23 protein-coding genes are annotated in these 21,812 nt (G+C 31.1%); 16 read left to right on the forward strand and 7 right to left on the reverse strand.

The features are described 5' to 3' along the window. Positions 1 to 116: 116 nt before the first annotated feature. From ACM591_RS05900 to ACM591_RS05910, 3 genes are all read right to left on the reverse strand, one after another. Positions 117 to 1,262 (reverse strand): YihY/virulence factor BrkB family protein, encoded by a 1,146-nt coding sequence (locus tag ACM591_RS05900; RefSeq protein ID WP_029378981.1) that lies wholly within the window; start codon positions 1,260 to 1,262, stop codon positions 117 to 119. A 355-nt stretch (positions 1,263 to 1,617) separates the two neighbouring features. Further along, positions 1,618 to 1,902: a hypothetical protein gene (locus tag ACM591_RS05905; protein WP_029378982.1), complete on the reverse strand. Its 285-nt coding sequence runs from the start codon at positions 1,900 to 1,902 to the stop codon at positions 1,618 to 1,620. 6 nt (positions 1,903 to 1,908) lie between these two features. Continuing rightward, a complete protein-coding gene (locus tag ACM591_RS05910) occupies positions 1,909 to 2,373 on the reverse strand; it encodes a low molecular weight protein-tyrosine-phosphatase (RefSeq protein ID WP_326026237.1) in 465 nt (154 codons plus the stop codon). A 134-nt stretch (positions 2,374 to 2,507) separates the two neighbouring features. Here ACM591_RS05910 and ACM591_RS05915 point away from each other — a divergent pair, with 134 nt between their 5' ends. The 3 genes from ACM591_RS05915 to ACM591_RS05925 all read left to right on the forward strand — a co-directional run bounded on the left by ACM591_RS05915 (position 2,508) and on the right by ACM591_RS05925 (position 4,576). Beyond that, positions 2,508 to 2,711 (forward strand): DUF1128 family protein, encoded by a 204-nt coding sequence (locus ACM591_RS05915; protein ID WP_017723498.1) that lies wholly within the window; start codon positions 2,508 to 2,510, stop codon positions 2,709 to 2,711. A 17-nt stretch (positions 2,712 to 2,728) separates the two neighbouring features. Next, positions 2,729 to 3,967 carry an aminopeptidase gene (locus ACM591_RS05920; RefSeq protein ID WP_326026905.1) on the forward strand — a complete coding sequence of 413 codons (1,239 nt, stop codon included), beginning with the start codon at positions 2,729 to 2,731 and terminating at the stop codon, positions 3,965 to 3,967. A gap of 87 nt (positions 3,968 to 4,054) precedes the next feature. After that, entirely contained in the window at positions 4,055 to 4,576 is a 522-nt protein-coding gene (locus tag ACM591_RS05925; protein ID WP_029378985.1) for an acyl-CoA thioesterase, read from the forward strand. A gap of 148 nt (positions 4,577 to 4,724) precedes the next feature. Here the strand turns inward: ACM591_RS05925 and yfkAB are convergent, their stop codons facing one another. After that, complete coding sequence (gene yfkAB / locus ACM591_RS05930) at positions 4,725 to 5,879, reverse strand: radical SAM/CxCxxxxC motif protein YfkAB (protein WP_038678837.1); 1,155 nt, start codon at positions 5,877 to 5,879, stop codon at positions 4,725 to 4,727. A gap of 257 nt (positions 5,880 to 6,136) precedes the next feature. Here yfkAB and ACM591_RS05935 point away from each other — a divergent pair, with 257 nt between their 5' ends. The 7 genes from ACM591_RS05935 (at position 6,137) to ACM591_RS05965 (ending at position 11,810) form a co-directional block, all read left to right on the forward strand. Beyond that, positions 6,137 to 6,319: an SE1561 family protein gene (locus ACM591_RS05935; RefSeq protein WP_029378987.1), complete on the forward strand. Its 183-nt coding sequence runs from the start codon at positions 6,137 to 6,139 to the stop codon at positions 6,317 to 6,319. An 86-nt stretch (positions 6,320 to 6,405) separates the two neighbouring features. Continuing rightward, complete coding sequence (locus ACM591_RS05940) at positions 6,406 to 6,924, forward strand: type 1 glutamine amidotransferase domain-containing protein (protein WP_029378988.1); 519 nt, start codon at positions 6,406 to 6,408, stop codon at positions 6,922 to 6,924. A gap of 304 nt (positions 6,925 to 7,228) precedes the next feature. Next, positions 7,229 to 8,038, forward strand: coding sequence for a monofunctional peptidoglycan glycosyltransferase SgtB (gene sgtB / locus ACM591_RS05945; RefSeq protein ID WP_029378989.1), 810 nt, complete (start codon positions 7,229 to 7,231; stop codon positions 8,036 to 8,038). A gap of 267 nt (positions 8,039 to 8,305) precedes the next feature. Then, positions 8,306 to 9,124 carry a recombination regulator RecX gene (gene recX / locus ACM591_RS05950; protein WP_326026234.1) on the forward strand — a complete coding sequence of 273 codons (819 nt, stop codon included), beginning with the start codon at positions 8,306 to 8,308 and terminating at the stop codon, positions 9,122 to 9,124. Further along, positions 9,102 to 9,416 carry a YfhH family protein gene (locus ACM591_RS05955; RefSeq protein ID WP_029378991.1) on the forward strand — a complete coding sequence of 105 codons (315 nt, stop codon included), beginning with the start codon at positions 9,102 to 9,104 and terminating at the stop codon, positions 9,414 to 9,416. The genes recX and ACM591_RS05955 overlap by 23 nt, the downstream gene beginning before the upstream one ends. Before the next feature lie 15 nt (positions 9,417 to 9,431). Beyond that, a complete protein-coding gene (locus ACM591_RS05960; RefSeq protein ID WP_326026232.1) occupies positions 9,432 to 10,964 on the forward strand; it encodes an ATP-binding cassette domain-containing protein in 1,533 nt (510 codons plus the stop codon). A gap of 9 nt (positions 10,965 to 10,973) precedes the next feature. Next, positions 10,974 to 11,810 carry a sugar ABC transporter permease gene (locus ACM591_RS05965; protein WP_326026230.1) on the forward strand — a complete coding sequence of 279 codons (837 nt, stop codon included), beginning with the start codon at positions 10,974 to 10,976 and terminating at the stop codon, positions 11,808 to 11,810. Between the two features lie 158 nt (positions 11,811 to 11,968). Here ACM591_RS05965 and ACM591_RS05970 read toward each other — a convergent pair whose 3' ends face one another. After that, positions 11,969 to 12,946: a metal-dependent hydrolase gene (locus tag ACM591_RS05970; protein WP_029378994.1), complete on the reverse strand. Its 978-nt coding sequence runs from the start codon at positions 12,944 to 12,946 to the stop codon at positions 11,969 to 11,971. Between the two features lie 121 nt (positions 12,947 to 13,067). Between ACM591_RS05970 and mutY the strand changes: the two genes are divergently transcribed. The 3 genes from mutY to ACM591_RS05985 all read left to right on the forward strand — a co-directional run bounded on the left by mutY (position 13,068) and on the right by ACM591_RS05985 (position 16,667). Next, positions 13,068 to 14,114 (forward strand): A/G-specific adenine glycosylase, encoded by a 1,047-nt coding sequence (mutY, locus tag ACM591_RS05975; RefSeq protein ID WP_326026228.1) that lies wholly within the window; start codon positions 13,068 to 13,070, stop codon positions 14,112 to 14,114. A 67-nt stretch (positions 14,115 to 14,181) separates the two neighbouring features. Beyond that, entirely contained in the window at positions 14,182 to 14,724 is a 543-nt protein-coding gene (locus tag ACM591_RS05980; protein ID WP_017722819.1) for a DUF402 domain-containing protein, read from the forward strand. 206 nt (positions 14,725 to 14,930) lie between these two features. Further along, positions 14,931 to 16,667 carry an ABC transporter ATP-binding protein gene (locus ACM591_RS05985; protein WP_029378996.1) on the forward strand — a complete coding sequence of 579 codons (1,737 nt, stop codon included), beginning with the start codon at positions 14,931 to 14,933 and terminating at the stop codon, positions 16,665 to 16,667. A 79-nt stretch (positions 16,668 to 16,746) separates the two neighbouring features. On the opposite strand, the gene ACM591_RS05990 is transcribed toward ACM591_RS05985, so the two are convergent. Further along, entirely contained in the window at positions 16,747 to 17,841 is a 1,095-nt protein-coding gene (locus ACM591_RS05990; RefSeq protein WP_029378997.1) for an FUSC family protein, read from the reverse strand. Between the two features lie 64 nt (positions 17,842 to 17,905). Continuing rightward, positions 17,906 to 19,195, reverse strand: coding sequence for a glutamate-1-semialdehyde 2,1-aminomutase (locus ACM591_RS05995; RefSeq protein WP_038678831.1), 1,290 nt, complete (start codon positions 19,193 to 19,195; stop codon positions 17,906 to 17,908). 82 nt (positions 19,196 to 19,277) lie between these two features. Between ACM591_RS05995 and bcp the strand changes: the two genes are divergently transcribed. From bcp to perR, 3 genes are all read left to right on the forward strand, one after another. Next, on the forward strand, positions 19,278 to 19,733 hold the full coding sequence (gene bcp / locus ACM591_RS06000) for a thioredoxin-dependent thiol peroxidase (RefSeq protein WP_058625644.1): 456 nt from the start codon (positions 19,278 to 19,280) through the stop codon (positions 19,731 to 19,733). Between the two features lie 5 nt (positions 19,734 to 19,738). Beyond that, positions 19,739 to 20,689, forward strand: a complete 951-nt coding sequence (locus ACM591_RS06005) for a phosphoglycerate dehydrogenase (protein ID WP_326026903.1) — start codon at positions 19,739 to 19,741, stop codon at positions 20,687 to 20,689. Between the two features lie 94 nt (positions 20,690 to 20,783). Further along, a complete protein-coding gene (perR, locus tag ACM591_RS06010; RefSeq protein WP_017722825.1) occupies positions 20,784 to 21,236 on the forward strand; it encodes a peroxide-responsive transcriptional repressor PerR in 453 nt (150 codons plus the stop codon). Positions 21,237 to 21,812: the final 576 nt, after the last annotated feature.

A 21,812-nucleotide genomic window follows, 5' to 3' on the forward strand; every position in this document is an offset into this window, starting at 1 on the left:
TCAGGCGAACTGTCTAACCTAGTCATCTTAGCTAGGTTAGAATGGCGAAATCTTTTTAAATAAATTAGATTTCTGTCCCGTTCACATGACTTTAGCAATTATAGCGTTATTAAAATTTATTGATTATTATTTTGACTATTTTTTGAATCAGTAGCTAAATTCACATCTTCTGAATTTGAATCTTGTTGTTCAGATGGTGTATGATTTTGCTTGATTTCCGCAAAAGTTTGTTCTTCAGGTGTCTTACCAGCAACAACTTTTCTTTGATGGAAAATGGCATTGATTTCAGCACCTATAATAATAATGAAACCAGTGATATATAACCAAAGCATTAATATAATAATACCAGCGATACTACCATATGTTTTAGAATAATTGGAAAAATTAGATATATATATACCAAATAAGTATGAACCAGCTAAGAAAACGATAGTTGCAAAGATAGCACCAGGTATAACGGACATTAACTTAATTTTAACATTTGGAGCTAAGGTATATAAGACCATGAATGCAATTAAGACTACAATTACTGGAAGTACATAACGAACCGTATCAAATACCCATTTCACTTGTTCTCCAAGTCCGAGTGGACCGAATAATAAATCGCCAATTTGTTGACCGAATGTTGGTAATACAAGTGCTACTGGCATAACAATTATCATAGCTAATGTAAATAAAACACTATATAATTTTGAAACAATAAAATTTCTACTATCTTCAACATCATAGGCAACGTTAAATGAATTCATTAATGCAGTCATTCCATTTGATGCTGACCATAACGCTAAGATCAAACCTACAGATAAAATACTACCACTAGCATTACTCATGATATCGCCAATGATATCAGCTACCTGTGAAGCATATGTAGGTGGTACATGATCTTTAATCATATCTCTAATAGTAGATTGTTTTACACCAACTACAGGAACTATTGATAGTAAAAATAATAACATTGGGAATAAGGATAACATAAAATAATAAGACAGTTGTGCTGATAAACCAGATGCGTCGTCTTTACCTATTCTATACACCAAATAAGAGAAAAAATTTGAGTCTTTGGTATATTTAGCTGGTTTGTTAATACGCGATACAAAGAACGCTTGATTGTCCTTTTTAGGTGATTTTGATTTGAATTCGTCAGGTGTAATATATGTACGATCACGTTTAATCTGTTCACCACTATTTTCATTTGAGTTCTTATTTTCCATCTCTTTAGCAGAATTTAAAAAGTTAGAATTAGTTTTTTCTTTTTTAGACATATCAAAACTCCTTATGTATTTATATTTTTAATATACTTTAAAATGATAATAAGGTAAATATGTGTTGCCATATTCTTACTATAAAAATGAAAAGAATAATTTCAGATAATATTGTAAATTATAAAATAATATAAAAAGGAGCGAGACAGAAATCAAAATTTTAATTTGATTTCGTGTTTCGCCCCAAGTTAGAGTTATTGATATCTAAAAAATTAAAATGAATAATACTTAATATTTAAATATCAATTATTACTGTGCATTGTATCATTAAAAAGTTATAAATTTAGAATTTACTTTGTTAACAATAATCTATTAGTGCACAATGTAATACCTCAAGTTTAATTCAGAGACTTCATTAGCTGTTTAAACGATTGTTTTTACGTTCGACAAATGTGTTCTTAGCATCTTTTATTGAGCGTTCCAATTCAGGATTGTTGCGTCTAATTTCTTCAACAACATCTTTCCAATAAAATACTTCATCTTTTATATTATTAATTGCAGATGATTTTTGAGGACGGTTGCCTTCTTTTCTGTCTTTGAAAGATTGTTTTAAAGACTGTCTTGTTGATTTGTCTGCTAATGTTGCTGCTCCTCCGACGATGGCACCTATTAATATTCCTGGAATTAATTTGTTTTGCATTATATTTTACCCCTCTCTTAAGTTTGCATCTTTAATTATAAAATTAATTAAATTATCACAAGATGATTGTACCATTTTATAAACGCCTTCGAAATTATTTGTATAATAAGGGTCTGGTACATCAGTTTCGTCCATATCACTAAAGTCTAACAATTTATATAATTGACCTTTAATGTTAGGATTGATTTGTTTAATATTCTCTACGTTACTTTGATCCATTGCAATGATATAGTCAAAGTCATCATTAGGTTGAAACAATTCGCTAATCATACCGTCGAATGGTATGTTATGCGAGTTTAAAATTGCTTGAGTCCCTTCATGAGGAGGTTGTCCTAAATTCCATTTCCCTGTACCTTTAGAGGATACGTTGATATCTTTAATGTTTCTATCTAGTAATTTTTGTCGCATAATGGCTTCTGCCATAGGTGAGCGACATATGTTACCTAGACATACGAATGCTACAGTTTTCATATGAGTACCTCCAAATTTATATAATCCTCATTCCCATTTTAAAGCTTTTTCAATCATTTCTAAAGGGGGAATTATGATAAAAGTTTTACAAGGTTGTTAAATTTGATAAAATGAGAAAAAAAGAGGTGAATAATTTGGCAAATAATAATGAGCAAATGATAGACGAAATAAGAGGACGATTAAATCTTGTGAATCAAAGTGTAATTGATCCTGAAAAGTTTAAAACAGCGAATGAACAAGAGATTCGTGAAATTTATGATTATGTAACATCAAAGGCGTCGTTTACGCCAAGTGAAGCATCAGCTATTGCAGAGGCGCTTGGTCAGATTCGTCAATAGGAATGGAGTGAGTACATATGACTCAATTACAAGATAAACTAAAACAATATGCCGAACTTTTAGTAGCTGTAGGTATGAACGTTCAAAAAGATCAACCAGTATTTATTCGTTCAAGCGTAGATGCGCTTGAGTTAACACATTACATAGTAGAGGCTGCTTACCAACGTGGTGCATCTGACGTTAAAGTAGAATATAGTGATGATAGATTATCACGTTTGAAATTTGAGTATGAGACAGTAGAACATTTTGAGAAAAATGAAGTTAAATCATACGAAGTTGAACAACGTATGGATTACGTTAAAAGAGGTGCAGCGAATCTTGCGTTAATTACTAAAGACCCTGATTTATTAAGTGGCATAGATGGTGATAAATTATCTGCATTTCAAAGACAGTATTCAATGGCATATAAAGGTTATATGGAAGCGAGTCAAAAAAATCAATTTCCTTGGTGTGTAGCAGCATATCCATCAAAATCATGGGCGAAACGTGTCTATCCAGAACTATCTGAAACAGACGCATACTGCAAATTTATCGATGAAGTGCTAGATATTGTGCGAGTAGATGGTAACGACCCGGTGACGAATTGGCAAAAACATGTGGACAATTTAAGTCAACGTGCTAAAAGTTTGCAACTTAAAAACTATAAAGCTTTTCATTATGTGTCAGAAGGTACAGATTTAGAAATTGGTTTACCTGAAGGACATATTTGGGAAGATGCTACGAGTTATACGAGTGAAGGACAAGCTTTTGTAGCTAACATACCTACAGAAGAAGTTTTTACTGCACCACATCGATTGAAAGTTAATGGCTATGTTACGAATAAATTGCCTTTAAGTTATAATGGCAATATTATTGATAATTTCACATTAACATTTAAAGATGGAGCTGTAGTGGACTATAAAGCTGAAAAAGGTGAGTCAGTATTACGCGACTTATTAAATACTGATGAAGGCGCAAAACGTTTAGGAGAAGTAGCGCTCGTACCTGATGATTCACCAATTTCAAACAGAAATACGATTTATTACAATACTTTATTTGATGAAAATGCTTCATGCCACATTGCTCTTGGGGCGGCATATGCTTTCAATATTCAAGGTGGTACAGAAATGACAACGGAGGAAAAAATAGAACACGGACTTAATGACTCGTTGATTCATGTTGATTTTATGATTGGTAGCCCCGATTTAACTATTTATGGTATTACGCAAAATGGTGAAAAAGAATTAGTATTTGAACAAGGAAATTGGGCAAAGTAACATATAACGCTTAATAATTTACAGTGTTTTGATGTAATTTCAAAACACTGATTTTTATTAATTAAAAGCAAAGGAATGGAATATATTATGGGAAATGTAAAGCGTAAGTCAATGTCTGAATCAAGAAGTATTAAGGAAAGACAAGTCTTTCCGCAAGATACAAACCATTTGCATACAATGTTTGGAGGTATATTGATGGCAAATGTGGACGAAATTTCTGCAATAACTGCAACGAAGCATAGTAATTCCCAAGTAGTAACAGCTTCAACAGATTCTGTAGATTTTTTGAAACCGATTAAGACCGGTGATATAGTGTCATACGAAGCTATGGTGTCATATGCAGGACAATCATCTATGGAGGTTTGTGTACAAATTATTATAGAAGATATTATAAAAAATGAACGTCACTTAGCAGCTTTAAGCTTCTTAACTTTTGTTGCATTAGATGAGGATGGTAAACCACGAGAGGTACCTCAAGTATACCCAGAGACACAAACTGAAATGTGGTTTCATGACACGGCGCTTGCACGAGTGAAACGTAGAAAAGAACGTAGAAATGAAAGTAAAGAAACCATAGCATTTTTAGCAAATGCTCAAAATATGAAATAGGTATTGGAACGACAAAATTTAATATAATGACGAAAAAGCGGTTAAGATCATTAATGATCTTAACCGCTTTTTAATCATATTAGAATAACTTGAGTTCATCCCAGTTATATAATTGCAATAAAAACAATACGATAAATTTGAATTATATTTAAAGCATTGTATGTAATGAGTGCATAGTTTTTTCTCTTTCTTTAAAATCAGTATCAGGATAATACATATTTTTTACAAGCACATTAGGGCCGAGACAACTAAATGATGAACAATGACAATTGAGTGATTGTGCGAGCGAGGAGTTTAACCAATGGTTAAACACATCAGGTAATTTATCATTTTTAATATTTGAAATAGTACCGTTTTCGTCTCCAAAGTCTGTCACGATCACATTACCTGTAAACACATTAACATTTAATCGGTTTCTGCCATCCGGATCATTGCGCATTGTAACGTTAGGTGTATCACGTAAACGTTGAAGTAACGCTTGGTCATTCTCGTCATTAATACATGGATAAATTGGTAGCGTCCCAAATAGCATCCATAAATCTGGATCACGTAAATCTAAAAGTTGGTGTATTGCTGTTTTCATGTCTTTAAGTGATAATACATCTAATTGACTTGCAAAATCTGCAGGATACATCGGGTGAATTTCATGTCGTTGACACTTCATGTCATTTACGATTTCTTTATGAATTTTTTCAAGATGTGGCACAGTACTTTGATTTAACATGGTTTCAGCAGAAACAAACATACCTTGATCAGAAAGTGTGCTAGAATTCGTAAGCATTTGATCATATAATTTAAGTTTTGCTTTTAAAGGGGGCTGCTTATCCATTGCTCCGAAACCTACATCTGTAAATTCATCGATTGTACCCCAGTTGTGGGAAATGTGCATCACGTCAATATATTCAGCGATATCTAAGTAGCGATCTAGTGGTAAAGTTAGATTTGAGTTCATTTGTGTATAAATGCCGCGGTCATAAGCATATTTTAATAATGGTTTAACGACATTTTTAATTGATTTTTTAGAAAACATGGGCTCACCACCAGTAATGGACATCGTTTTAAGATCTGGTATTTCATCAAGGCGACGATAAATTAAATCCATTGGTAATGGATCAGGGTCAGCTGTTTGCAGTGTATAACCAACGGCGCAGTGGCTACAACGCATATTACATAAATTAGTTGTAGTAAACTCGATATTGCTTAATGTCAAACGATTATGTGCTTGCATATCATTGTAAGCTTCCCACGGGTCATTGTTTATTGAAATTGGTTTCTTTGAATTAGTAATGTGTAGATTTAGCATAAATTAAACTTCCTTTTTATTAACTTTGTACTTAAGGTAATTGAAAATAAATGTATTTTAGTAATTGCATCATAGCATAATAAAATTAATTAATTTACAAGTAGTGGTGTGATTTCCAAAATAATGTATGTATTTTTGTTGAGGAATAAAAACATAGAACAAAACAGACATTCAATTTAATATTATTAAGACTATACCAAAATTTGTCAAATCCATGTTAGGATATAACTATCATAAAAAAAGGAGTCATTTTTAAAATGGATGAAAATCAAACAATTGATCAAATAAAGGCAAGATTAGAAAAATTTATCGATGACATTGACCATGTTAACCCGGATGAAGTTAAAGTGGAAGATATTGATGAGTGGATTGGCTTACTCGACCAACTAGAAGAAAAAGTTAAAACTGTCTCAAACAATTCTGACTCAAACGAAGCATAAATAATTGAAAAATAAAAATTATGTTTAAATCCTAGTCATTTAGTCTATATTATATGTAGAACTTAAATAGAGAAAGGTGATTAAACATGGCGAAAAAAGTAGCAATCATAGTAACGAATGAATTTGAAGATAGCGAATTAACAAGTCCTAAAGAAGCAATTGAAGAAGCAGGACATGAAACAGTTGTAATTGGCGATGAAGCAAATAGTGAAGTAGTCGGTAAACACGGTGAAAAAGTTACAGTAGATTTAAGCATTGCTGATGCTAATCCTGAAGATTACGATGGATTATTAATTCCTGGTGGATTTTCACCTGATCACTTGCGTGGAGATTCTGAAGGAAGATACGGCACATTTGCGAAATACTTCACTAAAAATGATGTTCCGACCTTTGCAATTTGCCATGGACCACAAATTCTAATAGATACTGACGACTTAAATGGTCGTACATTGACTGCAGTATTAAATGTCCGTAAAGATTTGGCTAACGCTGGAGCACAAGTTGTCGATGAGTCTGTAGTAGTAGATAATAATATTGTTACGAGTCGTACACCAGACGATTTAGATGATTTTAATAGAGAAATTGTAAATCAACTTAACGACTAAAAGTAACATTGATTAAATAAAGTAGTGATTTAATTTAGCATAGCTGGAAAAACATATGATAACGCATATTGAAAAATGATATTTCTTAAATTTATCATGAAGTAATATGTAAGTGTCTTTGTTTTTCCAGTTTTTATTTTATGGAAATGTAAGGTATTTTATGTGGGTTGATAATAATGTAAAACTTCATGTTGAGTATTGCATACACCCTTGGACTGATTTTTGCAATTAGCTCTAGATAAACATTTCAACTATTGATAAACTCACTTATAATGATATGAGAGCAACATAAAGGAGCTACCGCATGAAAAGAAGCGATCGATATAAAGAAAATAAACACTATAAAGCAAAAGGTTCGAATATACCGCATCACAATACTTACTCACAACCTGTTAGTAAGCCAAAGAAAAAGAAAAAAGGCATTGGGTTGTTATTTAAACTGTTAATGCCAATCATTCTCATAATAGGCATTTTTATTGGTGCAATGTACGCTCTGTCTTTAAGAGCCGATGTTGATGAATTAAAATCAATTGAAGACAAAGAAAGTTTTGTTTCGGCTTCAAATATGCCTGATTATACAAAAGGCGCATTTATAGCTATGGAAGATGAACGATTTTACAAGCATCACGGGTTTGATTTCAAAGGAACTTCAAGAGCACTTTTTTCAACATTGAGTGATAAAAGTGTTCAAGGTGGAAGTACTATCACACAACAAGTAGTTAAAAATTACTACTATGATAATGAACAGTCTTTTACTAGGAAAGTTAAAGAATTATTTGTCGCACATAGAGTAGAAAAAAATTATGATAAGAATGAAGTGTTAAGTTTTTATATGAATAATATATATTTTGGTAGCGATCAGTATACTGTCGAATCTGCAGCGAATCATTATTTTGGGGTGACGACAGATAAGAACAATCCAAACTTACCACAAATATCAGTTTTGCAAAGTGCGATCTTAGCAAGTAAAATTAATGCGCCAAGTGTGTATGACATAAATGATATGTCAGATAATTTTATTAATCGTGTTAAAACGGATTTGGAAAAAATGAAACAACAAGATTTTATTACAAATGAGCAATATGAAAATGCTATTCAAGAATTAGGAGTTTAACTAAATAAAGCAGCAATATGACATCTAGTAGCAAGGTAGATGTCATATTGCTGTTTTTCTATTTTTTAGATGGAGTATATGTAAATTGTTTTATGTTGCTCCTACCAATACTCGTTAAACTTTATAATATATTCATAAAAATTTTCACGCTATTAATGCTATAATTTGGTAATACATATTATGAATTAAAATTAATTTTAAATATACTAGACACTATAATTCCATTAATAAACAATATAAGTTATCCTAATAAGTGGAGTGAGGAATATGCCTAAAATTACTAAAATAGAAGTACAGAAAAAGAATAAAGAGCGCTTTAATTTATATTTAGATGGTGAATTTGAAATGGGTATAGATATGGATACGTATATTCACTTTAATTTAAAAAAAGACCAGATTGTCGAAGCGCAAGATATGGAAAAAATTCAAAACTATGATCAATATAGACAAGCTGTAAATACAGCGATTCAGTATATATCTTATCGGAAGAGAACAGATCATGAAGTAATAAAACATTTACAAAAAAAAGAAGTTTCAGAGTCTGTAATAGCAAAGGTAATAGAATATTGCCATGATCAACGTTTGATTGATCATAATGATTATGCTAGTAGCTTAAAAAATACTATGATATTAACTACTGACAAAGGTCCGGGGATCTACAAAGAAAAACTGCGTGAAGCAGGTGTCGAACAAATGATTATAGATGATTATGTAGATAAATATGAAGCTGAACAACCATTAGAAGCGGTTGTTAAAGTAGCAAATAAGATTTTAAAGCAAAAAAAAGGTCCAGTAGTAAAAAGAAAAGAAAAATTAACTCAGTCATTAATGCAAAAAGGGTACTCATTTGAAAAGATTAAAGAAGTTATGGAAGAAATGGATTTTTCTCAGCCTGAAGAAGAATTAGATGGTTTATTACAACAAGAATTAGAGAAAGTATATAACAAACAGTCTAGAAAATATTCTGGTAAGAAATTGATTAATAAAACCATTGAAGGTCTTATGAGAAAAGGTTATAAATATGATAAAATTAAAGGTAAATTAGAAGAGAGTGGTATCGTCGATGGAACAGAAGAAATTGAGTGAAATGAGTGAAATAGAATTACGTCATGAAATTCAAGGCTATAAAGAAAAAATGAGAAAAGCAGAAATGAATGGTATTTTAAATGAATATGATGTATATCAAAGTAAAGTTATAATTGCAGAAAGCTACTTAGTTGATAGAACGAAAGTCGAGCTAGGAAAAATATACAAATTAAATGACGGCACAGGAAGCTATTTTAAAGTTGAAAGATTAAAAGGCGTGTTTGCATGGGGCTTTAGAATTAAAAGTTCAGAACCTGAAGAAGGTTTACCTATTGCATTATTAAAATTATAGAAGGATGAAGATAGGATGGGTAGTTCAATTATATTAAAGTTACTGAATGTAACGCATTATTATAGAAATAGAAAATCCAAAAAATGGTATCAACCCTTTGGTTATGATGCAGAAGATATAGAATTGAATAACATTAACCTACATATCTATCAAGGTGAAGCCTTAGGTATAATTGGTGAAATCGATTCCTCTAAATCATTGATAGGTCGTTTGTTGAGCGGTGAAATCAAACCAGATAAGGGTAAAGTTGTGAGAAAGACAGATATGTTTTTCGCGGATATAGAAGATAAATCATTGTTATCTTTATCTGTTAGTGATTATGTAAAAAATGTAATAACATTATTTAAATACAACACTTCTGAACATAAAGTAGAACAAATAATAAAGTTTTCACATCTTCACGACTTAACAAATGCACCAATTCATTCTTTAACCGATCAACAGTATGCTCAATTGCAATTTACGTTGGCTAGAACATCTAGAGCTAGCATTATAATCATGAACCAAATCTTACATAATTTGGATGAAAGTTATTTTGAAAAAGCAATTGAATTAACAGATGAATACATAAATAATAACTTAACAATAGTTATGATAGATGACGATGTAAATCGTATTTCAAGAGCTAGTAATTATTTAGCTTGGATTTCTCACGGACAATTAAGAATGGAAGGTTCAATAAAACAAGTATTGCCTGTGTTTAATGAACATGAAAAGGATAGACATTCATTAAAGACTGAAGAAGAGAAAGCGAATTTTGATGTAGACTGGAAAAAAAGTAGAACAAGAATTCCAGAATTGACTTATAATTTTAGAAGAATTGAACGTTATAAACATGCAAAGCCACCTGTTGCGTTGATTCGTTTTTGGACTTTATTTACGGTTTTCTTTATGGGACTTTTATTTATGGCACTATTGATGTTTAATGATTTAGGTAAACTTGAGATTGGTGAAAATCAAGATCAGGCTTCTATTCAAAACCAACAGAAAAACCCATATGAAGAGAAACTGGCGTATGGTATTGTATTAAATGATGCTATTAATTTAGAAAATATGAAAAATGATAAGAAAATAACTGCAGATGAATATTCATTTGTAACGATTACTGGTGAAAACTCTAAAAATTATCGTGTGGTTGTAGATAATACGAATTATAAAATTGCCAAAAATAAGATACGTTATTTTGATCCAGCGGGATTATTTGAAGAGCATAGTTTGAAATCATTAGCACCGTATATGCATACAAATTATAGTAATTACAATGAATTTTTCAACAGTCATTTGCATAAAAAGCATAATAAAGTAACCGACTCGCTTGTACCTGAAAATGGGAAGGATAACCGTTTTAATGTACCGATTGTGCAACAACCAATTTCTATGATTTTTGACGATCAAAATAAATTAACTGGTTTTACTTTCCCTATTAAAGATAAAAAAGAATTGAAAGATAAATTTGATATTGAAAATAACTTCTGGATAACTAAATCAGGCGATGGCTATTTCATGACAGATTTAAAGAATAATAAATGGATTTATATTGAATTGTAGGTGTAAAAGATGATTGATAGTATGATTAGCTATTTTAAAAACACGCCATATTTAATGAAACATGCATATCATCGTTTGAAGTCGAAGTGGATGTGGTTAGCAATACCATTCGTGGTAAGCATTGCTATGTTACTTATAATGATGTTGATATTTCATTTAAATGGTACAGAAGAAATAAAGCAAGCACGTGGTTATTTTAGATTATCTTCGTTAGTCTGTTTTGCATTTATTTGGGTTGCGATATATCAAAGCTACAACAGCTTTAAAACTGATTATTTTATAGTGAAATTATTTAATTTCAACCCTATTTACCAAAATATTCTTATTGCGATTGTTACAAGTATAACTATGTTTATAACACTCATAATTATTATGTTAGCAACGCCTGTTAATATTGAAAGTTCTATATACTCTGCATTATTTTATGTTGTTATGACTTTGTTGTTTATCATAGTTACATCTACACTGTTAGGTTTAATTTCAATCATAAATAGTAAAGTTAACATCATATTCTATGTCGTTACATTTATTATGTTCTTTACTGTGCCAATTATTTTTATTCCTAAGAGTGATACATCTATATGGTTACATATTTTAATGTTGAATCCTTTGTTCTATTTGGTTGAAGGTATTTCACAATCTGTAGTGTTAGGTGCATTGAGTTTGAATAATATCCCATATCACTTATTTTTTGTTTTATTTTTAGCAATTATATGTGTATCTATCTATGCATTGTATAGAATTATAGCACATAAAAAATATGTCTATGCGCAATCACCTTCACAAATGAGAGATAAAACGCAAGAAAATCAACAAAATGAAGAACAAGATATCAAAGAAGATTAAACGCATAACCATAATAGTATGTAAAACAGTATATGCGGTTTTTAATTGGAGTATTATTTCTTCATTTTAAGAATAATATTTGTATATGAAATAGAAAAACTGGAGGCAACCGTTAAAATAAACGCGTGCCTCCAGTTTTATTAATAAGATATTGATTTTTACTTTGCAAATAATTTACGTTGCAATTTATCTTCGCTAAACACCCAGCCGATGTATGAATGATCAATCTGCATATCTTTATCTAAGTGAGCAATTGCAACAAAAGAGTAGTGGCCATTTTTTAAATAGCGTAAATCAACTAGCCTTATTTCTGTAGTACCATCCTCTAATTTTTTGGCTTGCCAACGATAAATAGAAGAAAAATTAAGGAAAGTTCTTATGTTTTTATCATTTTTTACATATTGCATCAAATTATCATTAGGAAATGATTGCCGCTTACCTTTATCACTGAAAACAATATTACGTCCGTAACTTCTTCCTACATAATCATGTTCTTCAGTTTGAATAGCGACGCGCCATTGCATAAAACGAATAGTTGGTGCTACAAAAACTTTCACAGGATTATGTTCTTGCTTAATTTGTTTCAATGCTTGTTGTTTAATTATCTCTTGCATTCTAAAACGTATCATATAATATACAACGAGAATAGCAATGATAGGGAAGAAAGCGACATATGGATGAATACCGATTAACCAAAGTAATATTCCAACGCACCATAATATGAAAATAATAGGATCAAAGGTATTGATTACGCTTAACTGAATCCATTTATTAGTAATAGGTCTAAGGGCTTGTGTACCATAAGAATTGAAAATATCTACAAATACATGAAGAAACACAGCTAGTTGCGCCCATAACCAAACATGTGTGTTATCTACATTTTTAAAAAATGTGAAAATAAAAAGTGTTATTAATAAAGGCCATAGAATTGTAAAAGGTATTGAATGTGTTATCCCTCTATGATGGGATATATAAGTAGCATTATCTTTTAATTTAAAAACTGTGTCACCATCAGGTATTAATGAACCAACTACTAATGTTGTAGCTGTTGCTGCAAAAGATCCTGCCATAGCTGGATCTTGGGTAGCTAATGCAGTGAGTCCGATACCCATGACTATATGTGTTCCTGTATCCATAAGTATTCACTCATTTCATGTCAATATTATATTCATTATAATCGAATATGCATAATTTTAAAAATAACATACTATGTTAATCAAAAAAACTTTTACTAAACTAAAGAAAGAGATGTGGAAAATGTTTAATGAACCGAAATTCAAAAAAAATCTTGTAACATGGTTTGAAATCAATCAACGAGAAATGCCATGGAGAGAAACTTCAAATCCTTATTATATCTGGTTAAGCGAAGTTATGTTGCAACAAACACAAGTAAAAACAGTTATAGATTATTATAATAGATTTATTAATCGTTTTCCCACAATTGAAGATTTAAGTAATGCAGAAGAAGATGAAGTGCTAAAGTATTGGGAAGGCTTAGGTTATTATAGTAGAGCGAGAAATTTTCATACTGCAATTAAAGATGTCCACGCAAACTATCAGGGACAAGTGCCTGATTCACCACAAGCATTTGGTGATCTGAAAGGTGTAGGTCCATATACACAAGCGGCAGTGATGAGTATTGCATTTAATTTGCCTTTAGCGACTGTTGATGGAAATGTCTTTAGAGTATGGTCAAGGTTAAATAATGATACAAAAGATATTAAATTGCAATCGACAAGAAAAGCATACGAAAAAGAATTAAAACCATATGTTGAAGAAGATTCTGGTACATTTAATCAAGCTATGATGGAATTAGGAGCTTTAGTTTGTACACCGAAAAATCCAATGTGTTTATTTTGTCCTGTTCAAGAGAATTGTGAAGCATTTGAACAAGGGACTGTCGAAGACTTACCAGTAAAAACAACGAAAATTAAAAAGAAACATGTAAAGCAACATGTATACATCGTTAGAAATGAAGATAATCAGTTATTAATAGAAAAAAGAATGCAAAAATTGCTAAATAATATGTGGGAATTTCCAATGTATGAAGCAGATGAAGCAGAAAATATAAATACGAAACTGAATACGAATCTTCAATTTTCAGAAGTACCCATTTTTAAGTTGAAACATCAATTTACTCATATTACATGGGATATTGAGGTATACCTAGCCGATAAAATAATTAATAAAATGGATGTTAATTTACCTGAAAATATGACATGGATGCATGATGATGAGAAAGAAATGTTTAATTTTCCTGTGATTATGTCGAAAATATTTAAATTCATTTCAACACATTGTTAGACTCGTTGTTGAATACATACTTATGTTATAATTTATATAGTGAAATTAAGAAAAGGTGGTGTGGAGCATGGTAAAAGAATCCATACCTAAAGAAGGTCAGACAATTAAGATTCAAAGTTATAAACATGATGGTAATATACATCGTGTTTGGTCTGAAACTACTATATTAAAAGGTACGGAACATGTTGTAATTGGTGGAAATGATCATACGCTTGTTACTGAAAGTGATAGTCGCACATGGATAACTAGAGAACCAGCAATTGTTTATTTTCATTCTGAATATTGGTTTAATGTTATATGTATGTTTAGAGAAGACGGTGTGTATTACTATTGTAACTTATCATCACCGTTTGTTTGTGATGAAGAAGCGTTAAAATACATTGACTATGATTTGGATATTAAAGTTTATCCAAATGGTAAGTACCATTTATTAGATGAAGATGAGTATGAACAACATATGAGACAAATGAATTATTCTTCAGATATTGATGTGATTTTAAGACGTAACGTTGATATTTTACAACAATGGATTGAACAGAAGAAAGGTCCGTTTGCTCCAGATTTTATAAAAGTTTGGCGTGAACGATATAAAAAAATTAGAAATTATTAAGCACATTTAATGTTTTTAATTTCATTATCATTTATAGTGATATGCGTATGAGCTATTTAGGCATGACAAAACATGGTTAAAATAAATAATCGTATGCGCGCGAATGAAATGATAAACAAACTAAGATACGCGTTTACTACAGCCTCGTTGATAGCTCAACGTAGGCTGTTTCATTTGCTATAAAGTATGGGGGAGGAATGGAATTTATGATTCGTAGATATTTACAATTTGTAAAACCATATAAATGGCGAATCATTGCTACGATACTTGTTGGTATTTTAAAATTTGGGATTCCGATGTTGATTCCATTATTAATAAAATACGTTATTGACGATATTATTAATAATAATTCAATTTCAGTAGAAGAGAAATTTACAAGATTAGCTATTGCTTTGGGAATTGCAGTATTTATTTTTGTAATTGTACGACCACCAATTGAATTTTTAAGACAATATTTAGCACAGTGGACAAGCAATAAGATTTTATATGATATACGTAGAAGACTTTATAATCATTTACAAGCATTAAGTGCTAGGTTCTATGCTAATAACCAAGCAGGACAGGTTATATCTAGAGTGATTAATGATGTCGAGCAAACAAAAGATTTTATTTTAACAGGATTGATGAATATTTGGCTGGATTGTATCACAATTGTGATTGCACTTTCCATTATGTTTTTCTTAGACGCTAAACTAACACTAGCGGCACTTGTGATTTTCCCAGTGTATATACTAACTGTTTACTTTTTCTTTGGTCGTCTAAGAAGTCTAACAAGAAAGAGATCTCAAGCATTAGCAGAAGTACAAGGCTTTTTACATGAACGTGTACAAGGAATGTCTGTTATCAAAAGTTTTGCTATTGAAGATAACGAAGCGCAAAATTTTGATAAACATAACCGTAATTTCTTGCAAAAAGCATTTAATCACACACGTTGGAATGCTTATTCCTTCTCAGCCATTAATACAGTAACCGATATAGGACCGTTAATTGTTATTGGTTCAGGTGCATTTTTAGCTATTAATGGCTCAATAACTGTTGGGACATTAGCTGCATTCGTTGGCTATTTAGAGCAATTATTTGGTCCGTTACGTCGACTTGTATCTTCATTTACAACGTTGACACAAAGTTTTGCTTCAATGGACCGTGTTTTCCAATTAATGGATGAAGGTTATGACATTAAAAATAAAAAAGGCGCATTACCAATTGAAATTAATAAGGGTCGTATAGAGTTAAATGATGTAAGTTTTAAATATAACTCAGAAGAATCAACAATTTTAAATAATATAAATTTAGAAATTAACCAAGGTGAAACGGTAGCGTTTGTTGGTATGAGTGGTGGAGGGAAATCTACTCTAATCAATTTGATACCTAGGTTTTATGATGTAACAGATGGTGAAATTAAAATTGATGGTACTAATATCAAATCATATTTAACTGGAAGTTTAAGAAATCAAATAGGATTAGTCCAACAAGATAACATCTTGTTCTCAGACACAATAAAAGAGAATATCTTATTAGGTCGTCCTGACGCCACAGATGAAGAAGTAATAAAAGCTGCTAAGATGGCCAATGCTCATGACTTTATCATGGAATTATCTGAAGGGTATGATACAGAAGTTGGGGAAAGGGGCGTAAAACTTTCCGGCGGACAGAAACAACGTGTATCTATCGCTCGTATTTTCTTAAACAACCCACCTATTATTATTTTAGATGAGGCTACAAGTGCTCTAGATTTAGAAAGTGAATCTATTATTCAGGATGCATTAAATATTTTAAGTGAAAATCGTACAACATTGATAGTCGCACATAGACTTTCAACTATTACACATGCTGATAAAATTGTAGTAATTGAAAATGGAGAGATTGTTGAAACAGGTACACATGAAGCGTTATTAGCTAAGAAAGGTGCTTATGAACATCTTTATAGTATACAAAATCTGTAAAATAGTACGTTCTTGCTGATTTGATAAAAGACATAAAAAAGCCCGAGAGTGTTGTAATAACACAATCTCGGGCTTTTTTTTATAAGTCGAAATCTTCATCTAAAATATCAATATCATTATCGTTATTATGATATGAGAAGAAACTGATGCGCAGTCTATCTAAATGTTCTAGCGTATAGCGATATTCTTCTATTGCAGATATAATTTGCATAATATTAGCATAAGAGTATACCGTTTGATATGGGTTTTTAATTATTTCTTTTTGGAAAGCATCCATAAGTTCTTTTTTCTGTGGATTTTCTATTTGACTGTCGAATTGACTAACATCATATTTAGCTTTTTTAGATAGACTAATAAATATTTGTTCATGATATGCAATTAGAGTATCTAATTCTAATTTAATTTGAAGTAGTAACTCATGATTTAAGTTGTGTAAATCGTTTTGGTAACGATTCATTTTTTTTAGTACCTCATATGCATGACGAGTACTACGAACGACTTCTTTAAAAAGTATCTTTTTACGATTTTGTGCGTATACTTGTTTTTTAGTAAATGGTCGTTCCTCTTCATAATAACTAAATGTTTGTTCAAGTCTCTTGATGCGATCACTTATTACTCCTCTATCTTCTTTAATATGGTGGTATTCTGATGTATCGTTCAATACGAGTTTAAACCATACAAAAATATCAGAACATATATTCAAAGAGTTGTAATAAATTTTTGATTCAAATTTTGGTGGTAAGAATAATAGATTAACTGTTGAAGAACTAATTACACCAATCATAACTAGTACAAATCTATAAAATGCAGAAACATAAAAATCCCCTGAGTGCTGCCCCATAATAATTAACGCTGTAACACTCGCTAATGTAGCAACATGTGCTAAATTGAAACGGAAAAGTATAGCAATTAAAAGTATGACAGTGACACCCATAATTATGACATTATCTCCAAATACCGTAACCATTGCTACAGCAAGTAATGCACCAACGACATTACCAAGCGCTTGATCAGAAACAGTTTTTATAGATCGAAAAACACTTGGTTGCATAGCAACGACTGCACTGACTCCAGCGATTGCTTTTAAACCAGCTTCATTAGGTAATAGAGAAGCGATAAACAAAGCAAGTATAATGGCTATACCTGTCTTGAGAATACGGGCTCCTAATTTCAAATGTACCGCTCCTTAATAAATGTATTTATACTTGTTATACAATGATTGGAGCTAAAATTCAAGTTTATTTCATTTGACTAAAAGCGTAATCGGCTGCTTTTAGTGTTGCATCTATTTCTTCTTCAGTATGTTCTGTTGTTAAGAACCAAGCTTCAAATTTAGAAGGTGCTAGGTTTATACCTTGATTTAGCATCAATTTAAAGAATTTAGCGAAGGCCTCTCCATCTGAATTTTCCGCTTGATCATAGTGAACAACAGTCTCTTCTGTAAAATAGAGTGTAAGTGCGCCATATACTCTATTAATTGTAGCTGTAATATTATGCTTTTCTATTAATGATAGTAGTCCATCCTCTAAGCGTTTACCTAAGTCGTCTAATTTTTCATAAACGCCATCTTGTTCTAGTACTTCTAATAATGCAATACCAGCTTTCATAGATAAAGGGTTTCCAGCCATTGTACCCGCTTGGTATGCAGGGCCTAATGGGGCAACTTGTTCCATAATTTCTTGTTTACCGCCATACCCACCAATTGGTAGACCGCCTCCTACAATTTTGCCAAATGCAGTTAGATCAGGATAAACATTATACAAATCTTGAGCTCCGCCAAAATGGAACCTAAATGCAGTAATCACTTCGTCATATATTACTAAACTTCCATTGTTATGTGATATTTCATTTACTTGTTCTAAAAAGTTAGGTTGTGGTTTAACCATACCGAAATTTCCGACAATCGGTTCTACAAGAACTGCAGCGATTTCATCGCCCCAATAGTCTATAGCTTCTTTGTATGCATCAATATCATTGTAAGGCACAGTAATTACTTCTTGAGCGACACTTAAAGGTACACCAGCAGAATCAGGAGAGCCTAATTGTGATGGACCACTACCGGCAGCTACTAATACTAAATCTGAATGACCATGATATTGTCCGGCAAACTTGATGATTTTAGTTCGATTCGTATAAGCACGTGCGACACGTATAGTAGTCATTACAGCTTCAGTCCCAGAGTTAACAAATCTAATTTTTTCTAACGAAGGGATTGCTCCGCGTAATTTTTGGGCAAATTCAATTTCTAATTCTGTAGGTGTACCATATAACACACCTAATGCTGCTTGTTCTTGAATTGCTTTAGTAATATGTGGGTGTGCGTGCCCAGTGATAATTGGACCGTAAGCTTGTAAGTAATCAATATATTTGTTTCCATCGACATCATAAAGATATGCGCCTTGTCCAGAACGCATCATTACTGGCGCTCCTCCGCCAACTGCTTTATATGAACGTGAAGGTGAATTTACACCACCTAAAATATATTCATCAGATAATTTCTGAAGTTTTTCACTTTCAGTAAATTTCATAGTTATCAACCTCTTTTAATTTAATATTTACGACTATTATCGTATCATAAAATAAAGAACAAAAAGAAATAGGGTGAATGAAATGTTAAAAAAAGGAAGTCAGTTTCCAAAGTTTGAATTAGAAAATCAGAATGGTGAGTTAATATCAAATGAAAATATTAAAGGTAAAAAGGCTGTGCTTTATTTTTACCCGAGGGATAACACCCCAACATGTACTACGGAAGCTTGTGATTTTAGGGATAATCTTGAAATGTTTAATGAATTAAATGTAAATGTTTATGGAATTAGTGGAGATAGTAAAAAGAAACATCAAAATTTTAGCAATAAGTTAGAGTTGAATTTTGATTTATTGGTAGACGAAGATTATAAACTTTCCGAAGAAGTTGGCGTATATCAATTAAAAAAATCTTTTGGTAAAGAATCAATGGGTATTGTAAGAACTACTTTTATTTTAGATGAAAATGGAATTATTATAGATATAATTGAAAAAGTAAAAGTCAAAACTCAAATTGAAGAACTAAAAGATATATTGGGGTGATTTAAATGAAAGCTGTAAGTCTAATGAGAATGGGTGATCTAGAAACCGATTTAACAGAACGTTTTCCTAATGTTGACTTTGTATTTACAACGGGAGTTTCTAGTATCAATACACAAGATAAACAAAACTTAGATATATTGTTTGGCTACGATAGTAATTTAGATGCTGCATTTTTAAGTGACTGTCCAAATTTAAAATGGTTAGCCTGGTACTCTACAGGTGTGAATAATCTTCCATTAAAATTTATTGATGAAAATAATATAAAACTTACAAATGGAAAAGGTGTACATGCAAAACAGATGTCAGAGTTTATCTTTGCGTATATCTTAGATGATTATAAAAAAATGAGAACTTCCTATTTAAATCAAACTAAAAAGCATTATGATTCGAAAATGAGTGGTAAAAGATTAAGTGGCCAGAGATTATTATTTCTTGGGACAGGCAGTATTGCACAAAATACTACTAAAATAGCTAATACTATGAACATGGAAGTGATTGGCATAAATACTGATGCTCATAGTGTAGAGGGCTTTAGTAAAACATATGCTATTAAAGATTTAAAGGAAGTTATATCTGAAGCGGATATAATTGTTAACACACTCCCCGAAACTAGTGAAACAATACATCTACTCACAAAAAATCATTTTGAATTGATGAAAAACGATGCTCTATTTATTAATGTAGGTAGAGGAACTATTGTAAAGGAAGAAGTATTAGTTGAAGCATTAAAGGAAGAATTGATTAGACATGCATATTTAGATGTTTTTGAAAATGAACCATTAACTCCAGAAAACCCACTATATGAATTAGAGAACGTGACGATTACAGCTCATATTACTGGTAATGGTTCAGAAAACAAAGCGGAAGTAACACAAATTTTCATTAAAAATCTAACATCTATTCTCAATAACAATGAACTAATTGAGAATTTAGTTGATCCAAAGAGCGGATATTAATGAGTTTAGACTAAGAATATTGACATTTCCCCAATTTAACAGTTATATTAATATTAAGTAATAATAATTCTTAAATAGAAAGATGGTGATGGAAATGAGTGCAGAGATGGAAACAGTTGAACATCAACTAGAAGATTCAATTGCATCTTTAAGAAATAATGGCGTGAGAATAACTCCACAAAGACAAGCAATCCTTAAATTCTTAATTGCTTCAGAGTCGCATCCTACAGCCGATGAAATTTATCAAGCACTTTCACCTGATTTTCCAAATATAAGTGTTGCTACTATATATAATAATTTACGTGTCTTCAAAGAAATAGGGATAGTTAAAGAATTGCCATACGGTGATTCATCAAGTCGTTTTGATTTTAGTACACACAATCACTACCATGTTATTTGTGAGGATTGTGGAAAAATTGTAGACTTTCATTATCCACAACTAGATGAGGTAGAACAATTAGCTCAACACGTAACAGATTTTAATGTAACGCATCATCGTATGGAAATTTATGGTTTATGTAAAGATTGCCAAGATAAAAAAGAATAATCAAAACCATAGTTGAAGTAATGATTAATTTAATAGTTACGAAGTAACTAAATTGAAAGAAAGAAACCGAGACATTAAATATCTCGGTTTCTTTTTTGTTTTCAATTCCTTCTATAGTAGAAACAGATATAATTGAAAATATATGATTACTTAAAAATGTAAATACATATTGTATATAAAAATTACATTCATTAACCAATGGAAACAGGAAATTGAAACAAAATGAGTAAATAGTTATGCAGTGTTATTACACAATTTAAAAAACCTATACATCTATTTACTAAATAGTGAATATAAAGGTAAAATTCAACTAAAAAGATTCGTAATAATTATTGACGATAAGTAATAATATTGATACTATATAAAAGTCGTCAAAACAAGACGCACTGCAACATCAATTCAAACAAAAATGATTTTTAAAAAGTGTAAAATTAACGCTTGTGAATATCATTTAGAAGTTATATAATAATAAATGTTGAGTTGAGAAAAACGAAACAAACTTAACAAAAAAACTTAAAAATTATCATTGACTTAACAAAAACTTAATGATAAAATAATTACTTGTAACACATTAAT

It is taken from the genome of Staphylococcus sp. Ze2, from assembly GCF_048568365.1.
Classification (GTDB): domain Bacteria; phylum Bacillota; class Bacilli; order Staphylococcales; family Staphylococcaceae; genus Staphylococcus; species Staphylococcus xylosus.